This window comes from Kibdelosporangium phytohabitans, from assembly GCF_001302585.1.
Taxonomy (GTDB): domain Bacteria; phylum Actinomycetota; class Actinomycetes; order Mycobacteriales; family Pseudonocardiaceae; genus Kibdelosporangium; species Kibdelosporangium phytohabitans.
Map to the genome: position 1 here is coordinate 5756182 of NZ_CP012752.1, position 23530 is coordinate 5779711.

Annotated in this window: 10 protein-coding genes; 3 read left to right on the forward strand and 7 right to left on the reverse strand. The window is 70.2% G+C overall.

Annotated features, from left to right (window positions below; genetic code table 11):
* Positions 1-13824, forward strand: a complete 13824-nt coding sequence (locus AOZ06_RS60255) for a type I polyketide synthase (RefSeq protein ID WP_054291794.1) — start codon at positions 1-3, stop codon at positions 13822-13824.
* Between the two features lie 12 nt (positions 13825-13836).
* Here AOZ06_RS60255 and AOZ06_RS26010 read toward each other — a convergent pair whose 3' ends face one another.
* On the reverse strand, positions 13837-14535 hold the full coding sequence (locus AOZ06_RS26010) for an NUDIX hydrolase (protein WP_054291795.1): 699 nt from the start codon (positions 14533-14535) through the stop codon (positions 13837-13839).
* Between the two features lie 163 nt (positions 14536-14698).
* On the opposite strand from AOZ06_RS26010, the gene AOZ06_RS26015 reads away from it, so the two are divergent.
* Together AOZ06_RS26015 and AOZ06_RS26020 are read left to right on the forward strand one after the other, a co-directional pair.
* Positions 14699-16537, forward strand: coding sequence for a phosphorylase family protein (locus AOZ06_RS26015; RefSeq protein ID WP_054291796.1), 1839 nt, complete (start codon positions 14699-14701; stop codon positions 16535-16537).
* Between the two features lie 91 nt (positions 16538-16628).
* Complete coding sequence (locus AOZ06_RS26020) at positions 16629-17480, forward strand: hypothetical protein (RefSeq protein WP_054291797.1); 852 nt, start codon at positions 16629-16631, stop codon at positions 17478-17480.
* Between the two features lie 425 nt (positions 17481-17905).
* Here AOZ06_RS26020 and AOZ06_RS26025 read toward each other — a convergent pair whose 3' ends face one another.
* From AOZ06_RS26025 to queC, 6 genes are all read right to left on the reverse strand, one after another.
* Positions 17906-18727, reverse strand: coding sequence for an FAD-binding oxidoreductase (locus AOZ06_RS26025; RefSeq protein WP_218922060.1), 822 nt, complete (start codon positions 18725-18727; stop codon positions 17906-17908).
* A gap of 154 nt (positions 18728-18881) precedes the next feature.
* Entirely contained in the window at positions 18882-20165 is a 1284-nt protein-coding gene (gene eno, locus AOZ06_RS26030; RefSeq protein WP_054291799.1) for a phosphopyruvate hydratase, read from the reverse strand.
* A 246-nt stretch (positions 20166-20411) separates the two neighbouring features.
* Complete coding sequence (gene folE / locus AOZ06_RS26035) at positions 20412-21002, reverse strand: GTP cyclohydrolase I (RefSeq protein WP_054291800.1); 591 nt, start codon at positions 21000-21002, stop codon at positions 20412-20414.
* Positions 20999-21766, reverse strand: a complete 768-nt coding sequence (locus AOZ06_RS26040; protein ID WP_054291801.1) for a 7-carboxy-7-deazaguanine synthase QueE — start codon at positions 21764-21766, stop codon at positions 20999-21001. Before AOZ06_RS26040 ends, folE begins: the two co-directional genes overlap by 4 nt.
* Positions 21763-22215, reverse strand: coding sequence for a 6-pyruvoyl trahydropterin synthase family protein (locus tag AOZ06_RS26045; RefSeq protein WP_054291802.1), 453 nt, complete (start codon positions 22213-22215; stop codon positions 21763-21765). The genes AOZ06_RS26040 and AOZ06_RS26045 overlap by 4 nt, the downstream gene beginning before the upstream one ends.
* The gene (gene queC, locus AOZ06_RS26050; protein WP_054291803.1) at positions 22212-22922 is read right to left on the reverse strand and encodes a 7-cyano-7-deazaguanine synthase QueC; all 711 of its coding nucleotides are present in this window, start codon (positions 22920-22922) and stop codon (positions 22212-22214) included. Before queC ends, AOZ06_RS26045 begins: the two co-directional genes overlap by 4 nt.
* Positions 22923-23530: the final 608 nt, after the last annotated feature.

Below are 23530 nucleotides of genomic sequence, written 5' to 3' on the forward strand. Positions count from 1 at the left end.
ATGGACAACGAACAGAAACTCCGGGACTACCTCAAGCGCGCCACCGTGGAACTGCGGCAGGCCCGCCGCAGCCTGCGGCAGTTCGAGCAACGGGCCGGGGAACCGATCGCCATCGTGGCGATGAGCTGCCGGTTCCCCGGCGCGGTCGAGTCGCCGCGGCAGCTGTGGCAGGTGGTGTCCGACGGTGTGGACGCGGTGTCCGGATTCCCGGTCAACCGCGGCTGGCCACTGGAGTCCCTCTACCACCCCGACCCGGACCACCCGGGCACGAGCTACGTCCGCGAGGGCGGCTTCCTGCACGACGCGGACCGGTTCGACGCCGGGTTCTTCGGGATCAATCCGCGCGAGGCGCTGGCCATGGACCCGCAGCAACGACTGTTGCTGGAGGCGGCGTGGCAGGTTCTCGAACGAGCCGGGATCGCGCCCGATTCGTTGCGCGGCAGCAGGACAGGCGTGTTCGCCGGGGTGATGGCGCAGGACTACGCGGCCCGCCTGCGACCGCCGCCGCCCGGCTTCGAGGGATACCTCGGCAACGGCAACACGGGCAGCGTCGCGTCCGGCCGGATCGCCTACGTACTCGGCCTGGAAGGCCCGGCGATGACCGTGGACACGGCGTGCTCGTCGTCGCTGGTCGCGCTGCACCTGGCCTGTCAGGCGCTGCGGTCGGAGGAATGCTCGCTCGCGCTGGCCGGTGGGGTCAGCGTGTTGTCCTCCCCGGCGTTGTTCGTGGAGTTCTCCCGCCAGCGCGGGCTGTCCGCCGACGGCCGGTGCAAGTCGTTCGCCGACTCGGCCGACGGCACCGGCTGGGGTGAGGGCGTCGGAATGCTCCTGCTGGAAAGGCTTTCCGACGCCCAGCGCAACGGTCACCCGATCCTCGCGGTGGTCCGCGGCTCGGCGGTCAACTCCGACGGCGCCAGCAGCGGTCTGACCGTGCCCAACGGGCCGTCGCAGGAGCGGGTGATCCGCCAGGCACTCGCTGCCGCGAACCTGTCCACGCCGGACGTCGACGCGGTCGAGGCGCACGGGACCGGAACGGTACTCGGCGACCCGATCGAAGCACAGGCACTGCTGGCGACCTACGGGCAGGACCGTGACCGGCCGGTGTGGCTGGGATCGGTGAAGTCCAACATCGGGCATGCCCAAGCCGCGGCCGGCATGGCCGGGGTGATCAAGATGGTCGAGGCGATGCGGCACGAGACCCTGCCGCGGACCCTGCACGTCGACCAGCCCACCGGCCGCGTCGACTGGGCCGCCGGAAACGTGCGACTGCTGACCGAAGCCGTGCCGTGGCCGGAGAACGGCCACCCGCGCAGGGCCGGAGTGTCGTCCTTCGGTGCCAGCGGCACGAACGCGCACGTGATCATCGAGCAGGCACCTCCCGTGGAGGCGGCCGGACCGGCCAGCGCTGAGGGGCCGTCGCCGTGGCTGCTGTCCGCCCGCAGCCCGGAGGCGCTGCGCGCGCAGGCTCGCGCACTTCTGTCCCATGTGGACGACAACGCCCCGCGTGACATCGCGTACTCGCTGGCTACCGGCCGTGCGCATCTGGAGTATCGCGCCGCCGCTATGGACAAGGCGGCGCTGACCGCGTTGGCCGGCGGGACCGCTGCCGCGGGCCTGGTCCAGGGGCAGCTTGCCGCGGCGGACCGGGTCGCGTTCATGTTCCCCGGTCAGGGGTCGCAGTGGTGCGGTATGGCCGTCGAGCTGATGCGCGGCTCGACGCAGTTCGCGGAGTCGATGCGCGCCTGCGCCGAGGCTGTGGCGCCGTTCGTGGACTTCGACCTGCTCGCGGTTCTCGACGACGAACGGGCACTGCGTCGAGTGGACGTCGTGCAGCCCGCCTTGTTCGCGGTCCTGGTCTCGCTGGCTCGGCTGTGGCAGGCCCACGGCGTCCGTCCGGACGCTGTGGTCGGGCATTCTCAGGGCGAGATCGCCGCCGCTCATGTCGCGGGTGCGTTGTCCCTGGCCGACGCGGCACGTGTGGTGGCGTTGCGGTCACGGGCGTTGGTGGCATTGTCGGGGCGCGGCGGAATGGTGTCGCTTGCCGTGCCGGTGGACCAGGTCAGGCAACTCGTGTCCCGGTGGCCCGGCCGGATCTCGGTCGCCGCCGTGAACGGTCCACAGTCGACAGTGGTGTCCGGTGAACCAGGGGCACTGGACGACCTGGTGTCGCACTGCGCCAAGGCCGGGATCAGGGCACGCCGGATCGACGTCGACTACGCCTCCCACTCCGCCCAGGTCGAGACCATTCGGGACGAACTGCGGGCCGCGCTGGCACCGATCACGCCGATGCCGTCCCGGATCCCGTTCTACTCCACGGTGACCGGTGGCCTGATCGACACCGCCGAGATGGACGCGGAGTACTGGTACCGCAGCCTGCGGCAGACGGTGCTGTTCGACGACGCCGTCCGCGCGTTGGTCGCCGACGGGCACGGCGTGTTCATCGAAACGAGCCCGCACCCGGTGCTCACGGTCGGCGTCGCGGAACTGGCGGAGGCGGCGATCGGGTCACTGCGGCGCGACGACGGCGGGATCGACCGGTTCGCCACGTCACTGGCCGAGGCCCACACCCACGGCGTCGCGCTGGACTGGGCGTCGCTGCTGAGCGGCGGGCAGCGAGTCGACCTGCCGACGTACCCGTTCCAGCGGACCAGGTTCTGGCTGGAATCCGACCACACCGCACGCTCCGGGCACCCGCTGCTGGAGGCGCCCGTCGAGCTGGCCGGTGCCGGTGGCCTGCTGCTGACCGGGCGGATCTCGCTGCGCACACACCCGTGGCTGGCCGATCACGCGGTCGGCGGCACGGTGCTCCTGCCGGGCGCCGCCCTGATCGAACTGGCGATCAACGCGGGTGACCACCTCGGCTGCCGCCGGGTCGACGAGTTCACCCTGCACCGCCCGGTCGCCCTGCCCGGCGACGGCGCGATCGACCTGCAACTGCTGGTGAACCCGCCGGACGAGCACGGCAAACGCGCGATGAGCCTGCACGTCCGCGTCGACGAGACGTGGCACCAGCACGCCACGGGAGTGTTGTCGGACGCGGCCAACGACCCCGGGCACATCCCGTGGCCGCCGGATGGGGCCACGGAACTCGATGCCGACGCGCTCTACGACGACTTGGCCGGCGTCGGATTCGCCTACGGACCGGCATTCCGGGGACTGCGCAGCGCGTGGCGGCTCGGTGACGAGGTGTTCGCCGAGGTCACCCTGCCGCAAACGGCACACGGGGACGCCACCAGGTTCGGGCTGCACCCGGCGTTGCTCGACGCGGCACTGCACGCCGTGGGCCTCGGCCAGTTCGTCGAGGACACCGGCACCGGCATGCTGCCGTTCAGCTGGAGCGACGTCACGCTGCACGCCACGGGCGCGACTGCGCTGCGCGTCCGGCTGACCGGCGTCGGCCGGGACGCGGTCGCGGTCGAACTCGCCGACGACCGCGGCGCCCCGATCGCGTCCATCGGCGCACTCCGGTTGCGCCCCTCGCAAGCCACAGCCGACACGAACTCCCTGTTCCGCATCGAGTGGACCCAGGTCGAACCGGGCGAACCGGCCACCGACACCGTTCTGCTCACCTGCCCCGAACCCGACCCGTCGGCGGACGCGGCCACAGCGGGCAGGCAGATCACCGAATGGGTGCTCGACCGGCTGCGAACCTGGCTGTCCGACGTGGAAACCACCGGGAAACGGCTGGTCGTGCTGACCCGCCGGGCAGTGTCCACAGAGCTCGGCGAGGACGTGCCGAACCTGGCACACGCGCCCGTCACCGGGCTGCTGCGGGCCGCGCAGAGCGAACACCCCGACCGGTTCGTCCTGGTGGACACGGACGGCACTACGGAATCCGGCGCGGCCCTGCCCGGCCTGCTCGGCACCGGCGAACCACAGCTCGCGATCCGGGCGGGCACCGGACGCGCGCCGAGGCTGGCCCGAGCCGGCGAGTCACAACTGGACCTGCCCTGGCACGACGGCTGGCACGTCGACGCGGGCACCTCAGGCACCCTGGACGATCTCGTCGTCGTCCACGAACCCGCCGGGGCACTGGCCGAAGGACAGGTCCGCGTCCGGGTACGGGCAGCGGGCGTCAACTTCCGCGACACGCTGATCGCGCTCGGCCAGTACCCGGGACAGGCGTCGCTGGGCAGCGAAGGCGCGGGAACCGTCGAGGAGGTCGGGCCCGGTGTGACCGGGCTTGCCGTCGGCGACCGCGTGTTCGGCATGTTCACCGGCGCCTTCGGCCCGCTCGCCGTGGCTGATCGGCGGATGGTCGCCAAGATGCCGGGGGACTGGTCGTTCGAGCAGGCCGCGACCGTGCCGATCGTGTTCCTCACCGCCTGGTACGGGCTGCGTGATCTGGCCGGGCTGCGTGCGGGAGAACGAGTTCTCGTGCACGCGGCGGCAGGCGGTGTCGGCATGGCGGCGATCCAGCTCGCCCGGCACTGGGGCGCGCAGGTGTACGGCACCGCGAGCACCGGCAAGTGGCCGGTGCTGCGGGAGCTGGGCCTCGACGACGACCACATCGCGTCCAGCAGGGACACCGGGTTCGAATCGCGGTTCCCGGACATGCACGTGGTCCTCAACTCGCTGGCGGGCGAGTTCACCGACGCGTCGCTGCGGCTGCTGGCCGACGGTGGACGGTTCGTCGAACTGGGCAAGACCGACGTCCGCGACCCGCGGGGTGTGTCGTACCAGGCGTTCGAACTGGCCGAGGCCGGTCCCGACCGGATCGGCGAGATGCTCGGGCAGCTGCTGGAGCTTTTCGAAGCCGGTGTGCTGACGCCATTGCCGGTCCGCGGCTGGCAGCTCGCCCGCGCCAGGGAGGCGTTGCGGTTCGTCGCGCAGGCCCGGCACACCGGCAAAGTCGTGCTCATCCCGCCACGCCGGTGGGACCCCGACGGCACGGTACTGATCACCGGCGGCACCGGCGTGCTGGGTAGCGCGCTTGCCCGGCATCTCGTGACCGAACACGGGGTCAAGCACCTGATCCTCACCAGCCGCACGGGAACCGCCCCCGACCTGCCCGCCGATGTCCAGGTACGGCAGTGCGATGTCCGTGACCGTGAAGCGCTCGCCGGGCTGATCGCGTCGATCCCGGCGCGGCACCCGCTGACCGCCGTGGTGCACGCGGCCGGGGCATTGGCCGACGGCGTCATCACCAGCCTGACAGCAGACCAGGTCGAGCACGTCTTCCTGCCCAAAGTGGGCACCGCGCTGCACCTGCACGAACTGACCAAGGACATGGACCTGGCCGCGTTCGTCTCGTACTCCTCGGGTGCCTCGGCCCTCGGCAACGCCGGACAGGGCAACTACGCGGCAGCGAACGCCTTCCTGGACGCGCTGTCGCAACACCGGCACGCGCACGGCCTGCCGTCGTGGTCGTTGGCCTGGGGTTTGTGGAAGCAGGAGAGCGGCATGTCCGGCGAGCTGGCCGAGACCGGCCGCGCCCGGCTGGCCAAGGCCGGGGCCCTCAGCATCACCGCCGAGCACGGCCTGGCCCTGTTCGACCGCGCCTGCCGGATGGACGACCCGCTGCTGATACCGGCACCACTGGACATCGCCGCGATACGCGCCGCGTCGACCGTGGTTCCGCCGCTGTTGCGCGACCTCGTCCGTACCCCCGTCCGCCGGACAACGGCGTCCACCGACGACGCCGGCCTGGCCGCACGGTTGGCACGGATGCCCGACGTGGAACGTGACCGCGTCCTGGTCGACCTCGTACGCACGCACGCCGCCGCGTCGCTCGGCCACAGCACCACGGACCCTGTCCAGGCCAGGCGCACGTTCGCCGACCTCGGTTTCGACTCGTTGACCGCCGTGGAACTGCGCAACCGGCTGACGACGGCGACCGGGTTGCCGTTACCGGCGACACTCGTGTTCGACCACCCCACACCGACCGCCTTGGCGGATTTCCTGTGGGAACAGCTGGGCGCCGACGCGGTGGCGCCGACCGTGGCCGTACGGGACCGGGCCGACGAGCCGATCGCGATCGTGGCGATGAGCTGCCAGTTCCCCGGCGGTGTGCGCACCCCGGAACAGTTCTGGGAGGCGCTGGTCGCCGGTGTGGACGCGATCGGCGAGTTCCCGGCCGACCGGGGATGGGACGTCGAAGGCATCTACGACCCGGCTCCGGGCCGCCCCGGCAAGAGCTACGTCCGCGACGGCGGGTTCGTGGCGGACGCGGACAAGTTCGACGCCGCGTTCTTCGGCATCAGCCCGCGTGAGGCCCTGACCGCCGACCCGCAGCAGAGGCTGCTGCTGGAGGCGTCATGGGAGGCGTTCGAACGCGCGGGCATCGACCCGGCCTCGTTGCACGGCAGCGACTGCGGTGTGTACGTCGGAGCGACGTACAACGACTACGGTTCCGGCGTCTCCGGTGCGGACCTGGACGGTTACGTGATCACCGGCAACAGCGGCAGCGTGCTCTCCGGCCGGATCGCCTACACGCTCGGCCTGCAAGGCCCCGCGCTGACCGTGGACACCGCCTGTTCGTCGTCCCTGGTCGCGGTGCACCTCGCGGCGCAGGCGCTGCGATCCGGCGAGTGTTCGCTGGCACTGGCCGGCGGTGCGACCGTGATCGCCACCCCGTACAGCTTCATCGAGTTCAGCCGCCAGGGCGGGCTGGCCGCCGACGGCCGGTGCAAGGCCTTCTCCGCCGACGCCGACGGATTCGGCGCCGCCGAGGGTGTCGGCGTGGTCGTGCTGGAGCGCCTGTCGGACGCACAGCGCAACGGCCACGACGTCCTGGCGGTGCTGCGTGGCTCGGCCGTCAACTCCGACGGCGCCTCCAACGGCCTGACCGCACCCAACGGGCCCGCGCAGCAGCGGGTGATCACCGCCGCGCTCGCCGGGGCCGGTCTGTCCACAACGGACATCGATGTGGTCGAGGCGCACGGCACGGGCACCACTCTCGGCGATCCGATCGAGGCGCAGGCGGTGCTGGCCACCTACGGCCGGGACCGCACCGAGCCGGTGCTGCTCGGCTCGGTGAAGTCCAACATCGGGCACACCCAGTCCGCCGCGGGCATCGCCGGGCTGATCAAGACAGTGCTGGCGCTCGGCGCTGGCTACGTCCCCCCGACCTTGCACGCGGGCACGGCCTCACCGCACATCGACTGGGAATCGGGCGCGGTGCGGCTCGTGACCGAAGGCGTGGAGTGGCCACGGTCCGACCGGCCGCGCCGGGCGGGTGTGTCGTCCTTCGGCATCAGCGGCACCAACGCGCACGTCATCCTGGAACAGGCACCCGAAGCTCCGCGGCCGGTGCCGTCCCCGCCGCCCAAGGGTCCTGTGCCGTGGGTGGTGTCGGCCAAGAGCGTGCCCGCGTTGCGGGCCAGGGCGAACCAGCTGCTGTCCACAGCGGACCCCGTTGTCGACGTCGGGCACTCACTCGCCGGGCGCACGGCGTTCGAACACCGCGCGGTGGTCATCGCCGAGGACCTGGCCGGGTTCCGGGCAGGTCTGAGCGCGCTGGCCGACGGCCGGATCGACCCGTCGGTCGTGGAAGGCACCGTGACCACGGGCGAGGGCACGGTTTTCGTGTTCCCCGGGCAGGGCGGGCAATGGCCCGGCATGGCCCGGTCGTTGCTCGAGTCGTCCGCGGCCTTCCGCGCGAGCGTGCACGAATGTTGTGCCGCGCTGACCCCGTTCGTGGACTTCTCGGTGCTGGACGTGCTGGAAGGCAACCCCGACGCGGCCGACATCGACCGGATCGAGGTCGTGCAGCCGGTGCTGTTCACGATGATGGTCTCGATGGCCCGGCTGTGGATGTCGCACGGCCTCACCCCGTCAGCCGTCGTCGGGCACTCCCAGGGCGAGATCGCCGCAGTGCACATCGCGGGCGGACTGTCGTTGTCCGACGCGGCACGCGTCGTCGCCGTGCGCAGCCGTCTGCTGAGCGAACTGGTCGGGCGGGGCGCGATGGCGTCAGTCCTCGCCCCGGCCGCCGATGTCCAGGCCCGCATCGCCGTGTGGGGTGACCGGCTCGGCGTCGCCGCGGTGAACGGCCCGTCCTCGTGCGCCGTGGCGGGGGACACCGACGCGTTGGCTGAGTTCCTCGCGTCGTGCGCGGCAGACGACATCCGCGCCAAGCAGATCCCGGGCGTGACAGTCGCCGGGCACTCGCCGCAGGTCGGCCGGTTGCGTGACCGGATGCTCGCCGAACTGGCCGAGGTCAGCACCTCGCGGACGTCGATCCCGGTCTACTCCACGGTGACCGGGCAGCTCCTGGACACCGACCGGACGGGCACCGAGCACTGGTACGGCAACCTGCGGCAGACCGTGCGGTTCGACCCGGCTGTCCGGGCACTGCTGGCAGCGGGCCACGGCCTGTTCGTCGAAGTCGGGCCCCATCCGGTGCTGGCCGCCGCCCTGCACGAAGTCTTCGACGACGTCGGCGCCGACGCCGCCGCGGTCGCCTCGATCCGGCGTGACGAGGGCGACCGGTTCCTCACCGCGCTCGCCGGTGCCTACGTCCTCGGCGCCGGCATCGACTGGCCCGGGTTCTTCGCCGGATACCGGCCCCGGCGGGTGCCGTTGCCCACGTATCCCTTCCAGCGCAGGCGTTACTGGGTGTCCGGCTACCGCGAAGGTGCCGCCCGGCACGAACCCGTCACCACGCCTGCTGTCGAGCGCGTGGACGCGCCCGACACCACCAAACTCGTGGAGCTGGTGCGGGCCACGGTCGCCGCGGTGTTGCGGTACGAATCACCCGACGAGGTCACCGAGTCCCGTGCCTTCCGGGAACTCGGGATGGACTCGATGACCGTGGTCGAACTGCGCAACAGGCTCAACGCGGCCACCGGCCTGCGGCTGCCCGCGACCGTGGTGTTCGACCACCCGACACCCTCGGCGTTGGCCGCGCACCTGCGTGACGAGCTGGCCGGAACCCGGCCCGCGGCGGTCGTGCCGGTCGCCGAGCACTCCACCGAGCCGATCGCGATCGTGGCGATGAGCTGCCGGTTCCCCGGCGGCATCGGCACACCGGAGGAGTTCTGGCAGCTGCTGGCCGACGGCGGTGACGCGATCACCGGCTTCCCCGAGGACCGCGGCTGGAACCTCGACGAGCTCTACGACCCGGCTCCGGGCGTGGCAGGCCGCTCGTACGTCCGCCACGGCGGGTTCCTCACCGGCGTGGCGGAGTTCGACGCCGGGTTCTTCGGCATCAGCCCGCGTGAGGCACTGGCGATGGACCCGCAGCAACGGCTGTTGCTGGAAGTCACGTGGGAGGCGTTCGAACGGGCCGGGATCGACCCGGAGTCGCTGCGCGGCGGCAACACCGGGGTCTTCACCGGGACCAACGGCCAGGACTACGCCAATCTGCTGATCAACGTGCCGGACGGAGGAGAGGACTACCTGACCACGGGCAGCGCCGCGAGTGTGCTGTCCGGCCGGTTGTCGTACGTGTTCGGGTTCGAGGGGCCGTCGGTGACCGTGGACACCGCGTGCTCGTCGTCCCTGGTCGCGACACACCTCGCGGCACAGGCACTACGGACCGGCGAATGTTCGCTGGCCGTCGCCGGTGCCGCTGCCGTGATGTCCACGCCGGGTGCGTTCATCGCCTTCAGCCGCCAGCGTGGTCTGGCACCGGACGGCCGGTGCAAGCCGTTCGCCGCGAACGCTGACGGCACCGGGTGGGCCGAAGGCGCCGCCGTACTGGTGCTGGAGAAGCTGTCGGACGCGCGCCGCAACGGCCACCCGGTGCTGGCACTGCTGCGTGGTTCGGCGACCAACTCCGACGGCGTCAGCAACGGTCTGAGCGCCCCGAACGGCATGGCGCAACAGCGCGTCATCCGCCGTGCCCTGGCCAGCGCCGGTGTGCAGGCGTCCGACGTGGACGTTGTGGAGGCGCACGGCACCGGCACGAGCCTCGGTGATCCCATCGAGGCACACGCGTTGCTGGCCACCTACGGTCAGGACCGCACCGAACCGGTCCTGCTCGGCTCGGTGAAGTCCAACATCGGTCACACCCAGGGCGTGTCCGGCCTCGCGGGCGTGATCAAGACCGTGCTGGCACTCCAGCACGAGACGCTGCCACGAACATTGCACGCCGACGAACCGTCGCCGCACGTGGACTGGTCGACGGGCAACGCCCACCTGCTGACCGAGCCTGTGCCGTGGCAGCGCAACGGCAGGCCACGGCGGGCGGGCGTGTCGTCGTTCGGCGTCAGCGGGACCAACGCGCACGTGATCATCGAGGAAGCCCCGGACACCACGATCCCGGCCCCGCCGCAACGGTCGGGCGTGTTCCCCGTGCTGCTGTCGGGCCGGACACCCGCGGCGGTACGCGCCCAAGCGGCCCGGCTGCTCGCGGACGGCAACCGGCGGATCGATGTGGCGTACACGCTGGCCACCGGCAGGGCGGCGTTGTCTCACCGGGCCGCCGTGGTCGCCGGAACCGACGCCGAATCACGCGCCGCGCTCGAAGCGTACGCGGCCGGTGAACCGAGCGCTCACGTGATCGAGGGTGTCACGAGAGCGTCCGGTTCGCTGGCGTTGCTGTTCGCTGGCCAGGGCGCGCAACGGGCCGGGATGGGACGGCAGCTGTACCGGACCTTCCCCCGGTTCGCCGCGACCTGGGACGAGGTGGCCGCGCACCTGCCTGACCTGCCACTGGACGACGCCGAGCGGCTGGACCGCACCGAGCACGCGCAGCCCGCGCTGTTCGCGTTCGAAGTGGCGCTGTACCGGACGGTGTCGGAATGGTTGCCCCGGCCGGCTTTCCTGCTGGGCCACTCGGTCGGCGAGCTGGCGGCGGCCCATGTCGCCGGGGTGTTGAGCCTGCCGGACGCCTGCGCGCTGGTCACCGCACGCGGCAGGCTGATGCAGTCGCTGCCGGGCGGCGGCGCGATGATCGCCGTCCAGGCAACAGAGGACGAAGTATCCCTTGTGGACGGGGTGTGGATCGCCGCGGTCAACGGGCCGCGGTCGCTGGTGCTGTCCGGTGACGAGGACGCGGTGGTGTCCCTCGCACAGCAGTGGTCGGCTCGTGGCCGCAAGGTGAAACGCCTTGCCGTGTCCCACGCCTTCCACTCACACCACATGGACCCGATTCTGGAGCAGTACCGTGCCGTCGCCGCCGGGATCGAGTACGCGCCACCGGCGATCCCGGTGCTGTCCGACCTGACCGGCCAGCCGGTCGAGCGGTTCGACGCGGACTACTGGGTCCGGCACGCGCGCGGCACCGTGCGTTTCCTCGACGGCGTCCGATACGCACGCGCGCAGGGCGTCAACGGCTTCGCCGACCTGGGCCCGGACGGTGCCCTTGCCGCGACAGCCAGGGAATGTGCCGACGGCGGCACGTTCGTTGCCGTGCAACGCCGTGACCGTCCCGAGGTCGAAACAGCGGTCACCGCATTGTCCACTGTGCACGTCAACGGCGGTTCGGTGCGCTGGGAGGCGTTCTTCGCCGGGACGGACGCCCGAACCGTGCTGCTGCCGACGTATCCGTTCCAGCGCTCGACCTACTGGCTGGGACAGCCCGGAACCACAGCCGCCCGGCCCGCGGAACTGCCCCTGCCGCAACGCTCCGACGCGCGCACAGCGCCGGAGCTGACCCGGCTCGTCCGGGCCGAGACAGCGATCGTGCTGCGGCACGGCTCGACCGACGACATCCCCGAGGACGCGGACCTGCTGCAACTGGGCTTCGACTCGCTCACGGCCGCAGAGCTGGCCGACCGGCTCGGCACCGCGACCGGCCTGGACCTCCCGGTCGTCACGGTCTTCGACCACCCCAGCCCGGCGGCGCTCGGCGCCCAGCTCGCCGAGTTGCTCTCCGGCGAGGCCGAGCCGGAACCAGTGATCGAGTACGGGCCGTTCCGGGCGATGTTCGGCCGTGCGGTGCGGATGGGCAAGTCGCTGGACTTCATGCAGTTCCTGGACTCCGCGTCGAACTACCGCGAGTCGTTCGGCGACCCGGCGGCGATCGACGGCGTGCTGACCCAGGTCACCTCCGGCGCGGACACCCCGGCACTGATCTGCGTCCCCGGGTTCATCGGGATGCCAGGGCCGCAGCAGTTCACCCGGTTCGCCGCGCACTTCAGCGACCGCCGGGAGCTGCACGTGCTGCACCACCCGGGTTTCGTGGCGGGCGAGCCGCTGCCGGACAGCATCGAGACCGTGATCGAACTGCACGCCAAGACCATCACGGAGAACTGGAACGGCACACCGTTCGCACTGGTCGGACTGTCCTCCGGCGGCATGGTGGCGCAGACACTGGCACAGCTGCTGGAGTACCGCGGGACGCCGCCCGCCGCCGTCGTCCTGCTGGACACGTTCGGCCCCCACGTGAACTACCTGCTCGAAGATCTCGTACCGGAGTTCGCGCGCCGCCTGATCGACGCGCACGAGGAGATGGGGTACGCCGCAGGCGACGACTGGCTGACCGCGATGGGCCGGTACGTCGGATTCGACTGGGAGATCAAGGACATCGCCGCGCCCGTGCTGATGGTCCGCGCGAGTGAGCCGATGATCGAGTGGACCCGGCGGTTCGACTGGCGCACCACGTGGGGACGGGTGGACAGCGTGGACGTGCCCGGCGACCACTTCACGATGATGAGCGACCACTCCCACGTGACCGCGACGGTGATCGACACGTGGCTGCGGCGCGTGACGACACCCGGCTACCTCTCCGAGGAGGCCGTCTTGGCCCAGCCCGACCCGACCGCGGTGACCATGCCGACTGCCCGGGGCTGCCCGTTCTCGCCGCCCGCGCAACTCGGCTCGTTGCGCGCGGACAAGCCCGTCGCCCGGCTGCAATACCCGGACGGGCACGTCGGCTGGCTCGTCACCGGACACGCGGCGGCCAGAAAAGTCCTGTCGGACAACACCTTCAGCGCCCGCCTGGACCTGAAGCGATTCCCGGTCGGCAAACCGGCCGCGGCGGCGCACGCCCAGCCCGCGCCGCCCGGGTTCTTCCTCAACCAGGACCCGCCGGAGCACACGCGGTACCGTGAGCTGCTGCAACGCCGTTTCACCATGCACCGCATGCGGACGCTGGCGCCGCGGATCGAGGCGATCGTGGGCGACTGCCTGCGCGAGATGGACCGCCTCGGCCCGCCCGTCGACCTGGTCAAGCACTTCGCTGTCCCCGTGCCGTCCAGGGTGATGTGCGAACTGCTCGGCGTGCCCTACGAGGACCGCGCGCACTTCGAGGACGTGGCCTCGGCGCTGGTCGGCACTGACACGGACGCGATGACCGAGGCGTTCGGCGAGATCACCGCGTACCTGTTCGACCTGATGCGCGGCAAACGCGAGAAGCCGGCCGACGACATGCTCAGCGAACTGGCGGCGGAGGGCAGCCTGGTCGACGCGGAACTGGCCAGTATCGCCTTCCTGTTGCTGGTGGCGGGTTTCGAGACGACGGCGAACATGCTGGGGATCGGGACGTACGCACTGCTGAGCAACCCCGACCAGCTGGCACGGCTGCGCGCGGACCCGTCGCTGACCGACAAGGCGGTGGACGAACTGCTGCGTTACCTGAGCATCCCGCAGTACGGCCTGACCCGCACAGCCCTCGCGGACACGGAACTGGACGGCCACAAGATCCGCAAGGGCGAGGTGCTCACCGTGTCCGTCCCCGCGGCCAACCGCGACCCGCTGCGTTTCCCCGACCCCGACACCCTGGACATCGGCCGCTCATCGGCGACCCACCTGACCTTCGGCCACGGCGTGCACGCGTGCATCGGCCAGGGTCTCGCGTTGATCGAGATGCGGATCGCCTACACGGCACTGTTCGACCGCTTCCCGGGACTGCGCCTCGCCGTGCCCGCCGAGCAGATCGAGATGCGAGAGGAGATGCAGATCTACGGCGTGCACGAACTGCCCGTGGAGTGGTGACGGCTTTCCGCGTCAGCCGCGCATGATCGGCGGGTACAACGTCTGGGCGGTGCCGCGCCGGAACAACGCCGCGGGCCGCCCGCCGTCCTTGGTCGTGTGTTCCCCGGTGGGCACGAGGAAGTTCTCGACGCTGGTGACCTTGCGGTGGAAGTTGCGCGGATCGAGGCGTTCACCCCACACGATCTCGTACACGTGCCGTAGGTCGGCGACGGTGAAGGCCGGGCCGCAGAACGCTGTCGCCAGCGTCGTGTACTCGAGTTTGGCCCTGGCTCGTTCCACTGCGTCCGAGAGGACGCGGGTGTGGTCGAACGCCAGGCTGTTGCGCCGGCGCAGTGTCTGCCCGACCGGGGTCCAGCGGACGGCTCGCGCGTCCCCACCTGCCTGGGGTTCGGGCAGGTTCGGCAGGATGGCGAGATAGCCGATCGTGATCACCCGCCTGCGCGGGTCCCGGTGGGGAGCGCCGTACGTGCGCACCTGTTCCAAGTGGGTGTGCTTGGCGCGCAGCCCGGTCTCCTCGGTCAGTTCACGGCCCGCCGCGGCGTCGATGTCCTCGGTCTCGGACGCGAGAAACCCGCCGGGCAACGCGAGTTTGCCGGCGTACGGCTCGATGCCGCGTTCGACGAGGAGCACCTGCAGCTGATCGTCCCGGATGGTCAGCACCACCAGGTCGACCGTCACCGCCACTGTCGGGATCTGCCATCCGTCGTCCACCGTTACAACATATCTTGGCGTCAATATGACGACAACTTGGTATCACTGAAACGTTGGCTTCATCGCTTCCGACATGGGATTGTCGAGCTGCCGATAAACGTCAGCTTGACGATAAGTGGGCGGGTTGGCTACGGTCGGCCGCCCGAGGACGACGCAGGCCCCGATGATCGTGATCCTGACCGCACTGGACTTCGAGGGTGCGGCGGTACGCGCGCATCTGAGCGGGTTGCGCCCGCACCACCACCAGGCCGGAACCATCTTCGAAGTGGGCCACCTGGCAGACCGGCCCAGTTGCGAGGTCGCGCTGGCCGTCATCGGCATGGGGACGGTCAACGCGGCTGCCATCACCGAACGGGCGATCGCCGAGTTCCGGCCGAGCGCGGTGGTGTTCGTGGGAGTCGCCGGTGCCCTGCGCGACTGGGTGAAGCTGGGCGACATCGTCGTCGCGACCAGGGTCTACGCCCATCAGGGCGGCCGTGTCGACGACGACGAGTTCCTGGCCAGGCCACGGGCGTGGGACACCTCGCACCGGCTGGTCCACCTCGCCAAGCACGTGCGCCGGTCGAAGGCGTGGCCCGGCGCCGACCAGACCCCGGCGGAGGTGCACTTCGAGCCGGTCGCGGCGGGCGACGTCGTGCTCAACTCCAGCAACTCCCCGGAACGCGCCCGGCTGCGCGCGCACTACAACGACGCCGCGGCCGTCGAGATGGAGAGTGCGGGCGTGGCGCTGGCCGGTCGTCATCTGCACGAATCCACGCCCACGATCGCGGTCCGCGGCATCTCCGACCTCGCCGGCGGCGCCAAGCACAACTCGGACGGCCAGGGCTGGCAGGCCGTGGCGGCCCGGCACGCGGCGAGTTTCGCGATCGGCCTCGTGACCGCGGTCGACGACCACGCCTCGAGCCCTGCCAGGCCGCCGGTGGCGTCTCCCGCGCCGCCTTCGATCCAGCCGCCCCAGCCGTTCCAGGAGCGGACCGCGCCCGCGGGCTACACGTACAACATCAACAACTCGGGCATCGACAACACGGGCGGGGCCTACATCGGCAGCATCCTCGCGACCGCCCCGGTCAGGATCAAGCAGAAGGTCGTCAACTACGCGAAGCGGCACCCGAGACGGTTCGCGCTGATCGTGGTCGCGCTGGTGATCGTCGTGGGTGGCGGCGGATATCTCGGCGTGAACGCGCTGCTTCCGGCCGAGCAGGCGTCCTCAGCCGGTTCGCCGGGGCACGCGGTGCTGGCCACCAGCAGTGGTGCTGCATGCGGGTTACGCAGCGACCGCACTGCGCAGTGTTGGGGCGAAGCCGGTTCGTACTCGCCGCCCGTGGGTGGGCTCGCCAGCATCTCCCTGGCCAAGGAGCTCGGTTGCGGACTGCGTGCGGACGGGACGGCGGTCTGCTGGACGCCGCCGTCGACTGGGACGAGGCCGGACCTGTTGCCCTCAGGGCGGTTCCAGAGTGTGGCCACCGGCTGCGGTGTCCGGGTGGACGGCACGCTGCACTGCTGGATCGGGGATGACCAACCGCCTGCCGGCAAGTTCTCATCGCTTGCCCACGGCCAGTACGGAGCATGGTGTGGCGTGCGTGACGACAAGTCCGTGACGTGCTGGAATCCTTCCGGCCCAGCCCTGACGGACGTACCGCCAGGTCCATTCGAGACGGTGTCCGTGGGCGGATACCACGCTTGTGGCCTCCGCACTGACAACACGCTCGCCTGCTGGGGCAAGGACGACGAGAGGCAGGCGAGTCCGCCCACCGGTCAGTTCACCGCCGTGACAACCGGTGAGGAACACTCGTGCGCCTTGCGTACCGACCAAACCGTGGTGTGCTGGGGACGGGCGAAAGACGGCCAGACCGAACCACCCGGTGGCCCGTTCGCCGCGCTGGGTGCCGGTACCGGCGGCGAGTACTCCTGTGGCCTGCGCGCCGACGGCACCCCCGAGTGCTGGGGACGGCTAGGACGGTACGCGCCCCCGCCAGGCAAGTTGGCGACAAGCGCCCGTTGATCCATCACCGTGACGTGTGCGGCCCGGGAGCGATCGAGTGGACGCCCTTTTGGGCTGGACCGCCGCGAAACGTCTCTGCGAGGCTCTCCGCATGCCGATGTTCGCCGAGCGGGAGTCGCGTCAGGCCGGCGCCACTGCGCACAGTGGACCCCGTCCGGGGCCGGGCGGGACCACTGGGCATCTGCTGCACCTGCAGCGGACAGCGGGAAACCTGGCAGTGGCCCAGTTGATCGAGGACCAGGCCACCGCGGCGCCCGCGGTGGACCGCTTCCGCTTCGAGGTCAAGGCGTGGATCCCGGCGCAGCAGGTGGTCGACCCGGAGGCGCCGCTGCGGGAGGCGGCCGAACTGGTCATGGGAGCGGGCTCGGTGAAGTCCTTGGAATCCCACTACCACGGCGACGGGCACCCGGGGTACGAAGGCGAGTACCGCGTGTGCACGGCCATCGAGTTCGACTGGGACGGCCGCAAGATGTCCAACGCGCAGGTCGTGAAGATGGCGAACTTCGGGCAGACCGTCCGGTTCTTCTCGATCGTGGAAGGCACCCCGTTCAGCGGTGACGACAAAGTCCGTACAGGGCAGGAGACCAGGACCGCCACAGCGGCCGTCCGCGGAGGCCTCGACAACGACAACACGGTGTCGCTCGGCATGCCCTCGGCCAACCCCGTGACCATCGCGCCGTCACCGGACATCGACGCCGACTACATGCTCTTCATGTCACAGGACGAGATCACCGGGCAGACCGAGGCCACGGTCCGCTGGACGACGGACCTGATGCCCAACCACGGTTTCCGGGTCACCAAGAACGGAGTCGTGGTCGCGGAGAAGGTCGTCAGCGACGTGCTGACCCGTGGCATCGACCTGGATTCGAGCACGGGCGCGTTGGCCATCGGGCTGTGGCTGAACAGCAAGACCAACGGCGGCGCGGAAGCGTTCCAGCCCTGACCCGATGATCACAAGCCCGCCGCTCGGCGCGACGGATGGCAGGCTCATCTGGCAGGCGGCAGGGGAGTCGCGGTGAACACGCCGTCCGGGTCCAGGCTCGCTTTGATCGCGAGCAGCCGGGCGGTGTGCGGTCCGTGTGCCGCCGCGGCCTGGTGTTCGTCGTCGGGACCGAGGAGATTGGGGTAGCCGCCGGGCAGCGCGCTGCCCGGCGGTGCCGGCCCGGGTCGCCGCCCCGTGGAAATGGTGGATGTTGATGAACGTCGCGGGTGACGTGCGAGCGGCGTACGCCTCAAGCAACGCGGACACCACACCGGGAGTGAAGGTTGTGGTGTTCCGGGTGCGGATCGCGTACCCGGCCCCGTCGGGGAACGCGCCGTCGAACTCACGCAGCTTCGCCAGCGGGGACATCGGGGTCGCCGTCGCGGTCAGAGGTGTGCCGAGCGCGGCGAACCCGTCGAGGACAGTGGTTCCGTCGGCGGTGGTCCCGACCAGGTCGGTGATACCACGACCGTGGGGCCCTCGGGCCCGGCGACGACGGCGATCGTCGAGGTCAGCGCGTCAGGTGCGCCTTCGAGGAGCTCGCCGTATCCACGTAGCACCTGCTCGGCCTGCTCCCACGGATAGATGAAGGAACCGGCGAGCACCTCGGCCAGCGGGTGCAGGGCGACATCGGCGGAGGTGACCACGCCGAAGTTGCCACCGCCACCGCGCAGTGCCCACAACAGCTCGGTGTCAGCCTGCACGACGCGGCCATCAGCGAGCACGACCTCGGCAGCAAGGAGGTTGTCGGCTGCGAGACCGAAGCATCCGTTGTACGGGCCATAGCCCCCGCCGAGGGACAACCCGAGCATGCCCACGGTGCCGACCGTGCCCGTGGCCACGGCCAGCCCCTGGCGGTCCGCCGCCTCCGCCACGTCGGCCGAGGTGGCACCACCAGCCACCGTGGCGACGTTGCCGGACACCGTGACGTGACGCATCCGGGTCAGGTCGATGACCAAACCACCCGCCCGGATCGCCCGCCCCGCCCAGTCGTGCCCGCCGCTCCGGACCGACAGCGGCAGCCCACTTTCCCGTGCGACACGGATCGCGTGCCGCACCTCCGCGGTCGTCTCACACCGCACGACCAGCGCGGGACGATGTGACACCGCCCCGTTCCACACGGCCGCGGCGGCGTCGAGCTCGGGCCCGTCGGCCACGACGCGGGCCCGATCGATGTGCCGGGCGAGCGCATCGATCACACTGGTCATGATCATCCTTCGGGGCGGGCCCGTCCACGGCGACGCTCTGCGGTCCGAGCACGGGCCGATCGGTGCCCGCTTTGGCGGTGAACTCACACCAGGCGAGGTTGCGCTCCCCACCGCGTGCCTGGCCGATTCGTGCGGGCTCACCGCCGGAGTGGGGTCAGCGGCTGCCGCGCAGCGTGTCGCGGCGCGCGTACCGCGCCTCGGTGCCCAGCTCCTCCTCGATGCGGATGAGCTGGTTGTACTTCGCGGTGCGGTCCGACCGGGACAACGAGCCGGTCTTGATCTGGCCGCACCCGGTGGCGACGGCGAGGTCGGCGATCGTGGTGTCCTCGGTCTCGCCGGACCGGTGCGACATGACCGCGGAGTACCCGGCCTTGTGCGCGGTGTCCACTGTGGTCAGTGTCTCGGTGAGGGTGCCGATCTGGTTGACCTTGACCAGGATCGAGTTGGCGATCCCGCGGTCGATCCCGTCGCGCAGCAAGGTGACGTTGGTGCAGAACACGTCGTCGCCGACGAGCTGGACACGGCCGCCGATCGCGTCGGTGAGCTGCTTCCAGCCGTCGAAGTCGTCCTGGGCGATCCCGTCCTCGATGGACACGATGGGGAACCGCGTGGTCAGGTCCGCGAGGTACGCCACGTGCTCCTCGACGCTGCGTTTGCGGCCCTCACCGGCGTAGTCGTAGACGCCGTCGGTGTAGAACTCCGACGCGGCGGGGTCGAGCAGCAACGCGATGTCCTCGCCGGGGGTGTAACCGGAGTCCTCGATCGCCTTGACCACGAACTCGAGCGCCTCGTCGGCCGAGCTGAGGTTCGGCGCGAACCCGCCCTCGTCGCCGACGCTGGTGTTGTGACCGGCCTTGTGCAGCGACTTGCGCAGCGTGTGGAACACCTCGGCGCCCATCCGGACAGCCTCGGCGAAACTCTCCGCGCCGACCGGGCCGATCATGAACTCCTGGAAGTCGATCGAGTTGTCGGCGTGCGCCCCGCCATTGATGATGTTCATCATCGGCAACGGCAGCAGATGCGCGAACACCCCACCGACGTAGCGGTAAAGCGGGAGCTCGCTGCTGATCGCGGCAGCCTTGACCGTCGCGAGGGACACGCCCAAGGTGGCGTTCGCCCCGAGCCGGGCCTTGTTCGCGGTGCCGTCCAGGTCGATCAGGACGCGGTCCACCTCGGCCTGGGCCTCCGCGTCGAGCCCGAGGACAGCGTTCTCGATCTCGTCGTTGACGGCGTCGACTGCCTTGCGCACGCCTTTGCCGTGGTACCGGGACGCGTCACCGTCGCGCAACTCGACGGCCTCCCGTGTCCCGGTCGAAGCGCCGGACGGCACCGCGGCCCGCCCCAGCGACCCGTCTTCAAGCAGGACGTCGACCTCGACAGTCGGATTGCCGCGGCTGTCGAGGACCTCACGGCCACGGACGGCGACGATAGCGGTCACAGTGCGCTCCCTCACGGGTGTTCCAGCAGGTCGAGCAGCGCAACGCCGAGCCGCCCCGAGACGTGGGGAGGCTATCTCAGAACCGATCAAGATGGAGGCCGAACCTCCATATCAACCATCAGGAGCGCCGCACGCCGGTCACCGGGTCGGGCTGGTGGTTCCTGCTTCATCGAAGGACTCGATGAGCGCCGGGGCGAGCCCACGCCACGCGTCCTGGAGCAGGACATCGAGCAGCCGCCGGTCACGTCAAGGCGTGGCGAACGACAGGAACTCGGCCCTGGCGGCGGGCTGCTCACGAAAGGCGCGCCGGAGCGCCGAAGTGGTCATGACCGCGTCGGGCTTGCTGATGCCGCGTTGTGCCATGCACGCGTGTGTCGCGCGGAGGACGACTCCGGCGCCGCGTGGGTCGAGGTGTTTGATCAGTGTGTCCACGATCTGGCCGGTGAGGCGTTCCTGGACTTGCAGTTGACGGGCGTAGTGCTCGACGAGGCGGGCGAGCTTCGACAGGCCGACCACTCGTCCCGCCGTGGGCAGGTAGGCGACCCACGCGTGGCCGGTGAACGGCAGGATGTGGTGTTCGCACACCGACGTGAACGGGATCGGCCCGAGGTGGACCATCTCGTCGACCTGGCCGACGTCCTCGAACTGCACTGCCAGGAACTGGGCCGGATCGCCCGGGGCCGCGGTCATCTCGAGCATCGCGTCGACGAATCTGGCAGGCGTGCGGGCGAGACCGGCCCGGTCCGGGTCGTCCCCGGCGAGTTCGAGCAGCGCGCGGACGCCGTCTTCCGCGCGGGCCCGGATGTCCAGCTCCAGTGCTTGGTCGGTGAGTGTCATCGTCCCCGGTCCTCTTCTGGCCACAGCAACATGTGCAGCCTGGTCGTGGTGTTGTAACCGCGCGTCAGGATCGCGTCCGCCAGTGATCGGTGGCACGCCAGCACGCGGGCGGCGGTGCGGCCTTCCGGCATGATCCACACTGCCGGGTGGGGGATCGAGTACTCGTCGACGAGTCTGTCCACTTCGGTCAGTTCGTCGGGCGTGGCGACCACGAACTTGAACACGGCCTTGCCCGGTGCCTCGGCGGCGAACGCGGCCAGTGCGCGTGGTTTGAGCCTCTTTCCCGCCGGGTCACCGGTGTTGGTGAGCTTGGGCGACACCGTGAAGTGGTCGACCAGGTCGTGCGCGTCCGCCGCGGGAGGGATGGTGCCGTTGGTCTCGACGTGCACCTGGCCAAGGTCGCGCAGACCGGTCAGAAGTTCGGTGAACGCGGGCTTTCGCTGGTGGGTCATGGGTTCGCCGCCGGTCAGCACCGTGATCGGTGCGCTGATGCGCCCGGCGTGCTCCAGGATGGCGGTCGTCCGCGTCTCCGGGCATTCCACCGCGAGATCGAACTTCGCGGAGTTCCAGGTGTACTCGGTGTCGCACACCATCGGGGCCGCGCCCGCGCCGCACGACAGGTTGCAGCCGCCGAGCCGCACGAACCGCGCCCGGTACCCGGTGAACGGCCCTTCGCCCTGGAAGGTGGGACCGAACACTTCGGACAGCGGGAGAGTCTGGCCGCGCCGGGCGCGCCCTGCGGCGACTGGCGTGTCGGTGATCACGTGGTGTGCACCTCCGCCGCGTTGACGTGGGTCTCGGTCACCCGCACGTGCGTCACCGTGAGGCGTGGATCGAGGTCGGACGCGATGGCCGTGGTCACCCGGGTGAGCAGGTGGGCGGTCGCTTCCACTGTGGGCCACGGGAGATCGGCCGCTGGTTCGTCCTTGCCGAACACGAACACCCGGCCCGCGTCGGCCAGCGTGGGCAGCAGCGGGTCGGCGATGCCGAGCATGGCGCCGTGGTCGAGGTGCACGTCCACCCACTCGCGCAGTGCGATCTTCAACGCGCCGAACTCGCACACGACTTCGCCGGGATCGCCGGCGACCGCGGTGACGGTCGCTTCCAGCCACCAGGAATGCCCGTGCAGGTTGACGCACTTGCCGCCCAGTTCGGGCAGCCGGTGCGCGGTTTCGAAGTTGTGCCGTACCTGTACCGAGGTCTGCTGTGTCATACGGTCACCTGCTCACGCCAGAACGCCGTGTCGGCGTAGTCGGTGGGGTCACGCACGCCTGCGAGGTGAAACGCCTCGGCACGTTCCACGCATGTGCCGCAACGGCCACAGTGCCGTCCGGTGGAGTCACCGCCCTCGTAGCAGGACCAGGACAGCTCCATGGGCGCGTCGAACTGTACGCCTTTGGCCGCGATCTCGGCTTTCGTCAAGCGAATGTAGGGCGCTTCGACACGGACGGTCTCGGTGCCGAGCATGGCCGTCAGGGTGGCGGCGGCGATGAACTCCGGGCGGCAGTCCGGGTAGATCGGGTGGTCACCGGAGTGCACGGCCGTGGCCACCACTCTCAGGCCACGGGCGGACGCCACGCCGCACGCCACCATGAGCATGATCGCGTTGCGGTTGGGCACGACGGTGGCTGACATGGTGTCGGCGGCGTAGTGGCCGTGGGGTATCTCGCCCGTCCCGGTGAGCGCGGACCGCAGGTGGTGCCGCAGCACGCTCAGATCGATGATGTCGTGGGGGATCCCGAGCCGGCTCGCGACGACGGCCGCGGCCTCCAGTTCGACGGCGTGCCGCTGGCCGTAGTGGACGCTGACGGCTTGTACGGCGGCCCCGCGGCGCACGAGTTCGGTCGCCAGTACGGTGGAGTCCAGCCCGCCGGACAGCAGGACCAGCGTGGAATCGTGTCGATCGCCATTCCCATTCACGAGCGGCAACCTTTCGTGGAATGTCGTATCCGCCCGCGCGGGCCGATGAGTGCTCGAACCGGCCGCCGACCGGCCGGGATTCGGTCGATTGTCATGTCGTCCATTGTGTGGTCGGGAATTCGGCGATCACCGCCCGCGACTGCCGTGCGGCGGTGTCACCAGAGAGGATGACTCTCGTTCATCTGAAAGCAAGAAAAGCGGGCTTCTCCCACCTGTGTGTCCGGTGTTTGTCCATTGTTCAGCGGCGTTGACACGACCATTTCATGTCGTACTTCGCATGTTTGGAAGTCCGCGAACCGGGGGCAACGGTGCTGTTCAGCGACGTGTGGTGGTCACGGGAGGGCATCGCCTGCCCGTCCGCGTAATTCCACACGTGGTGAAGTCGGGATGTGATTTTCTTTCTGCTTCGGGTGGCGCGCGTCGAGCGGCGTACCGTCTTCGCATGCAAATCACGGTACCCCGCCTCGTTCGGGCAATGAACCGCGAATGCCCTATTTGATAGCGTGAACCCCCCGGTCAGGTTACCGATGTGTCGGCGCGGTCGTGGCATGGTAGATCTGAACCCCGGTAGTGGCCGCGGATGTGCGGTCGATAACCGCAAGCCCTTG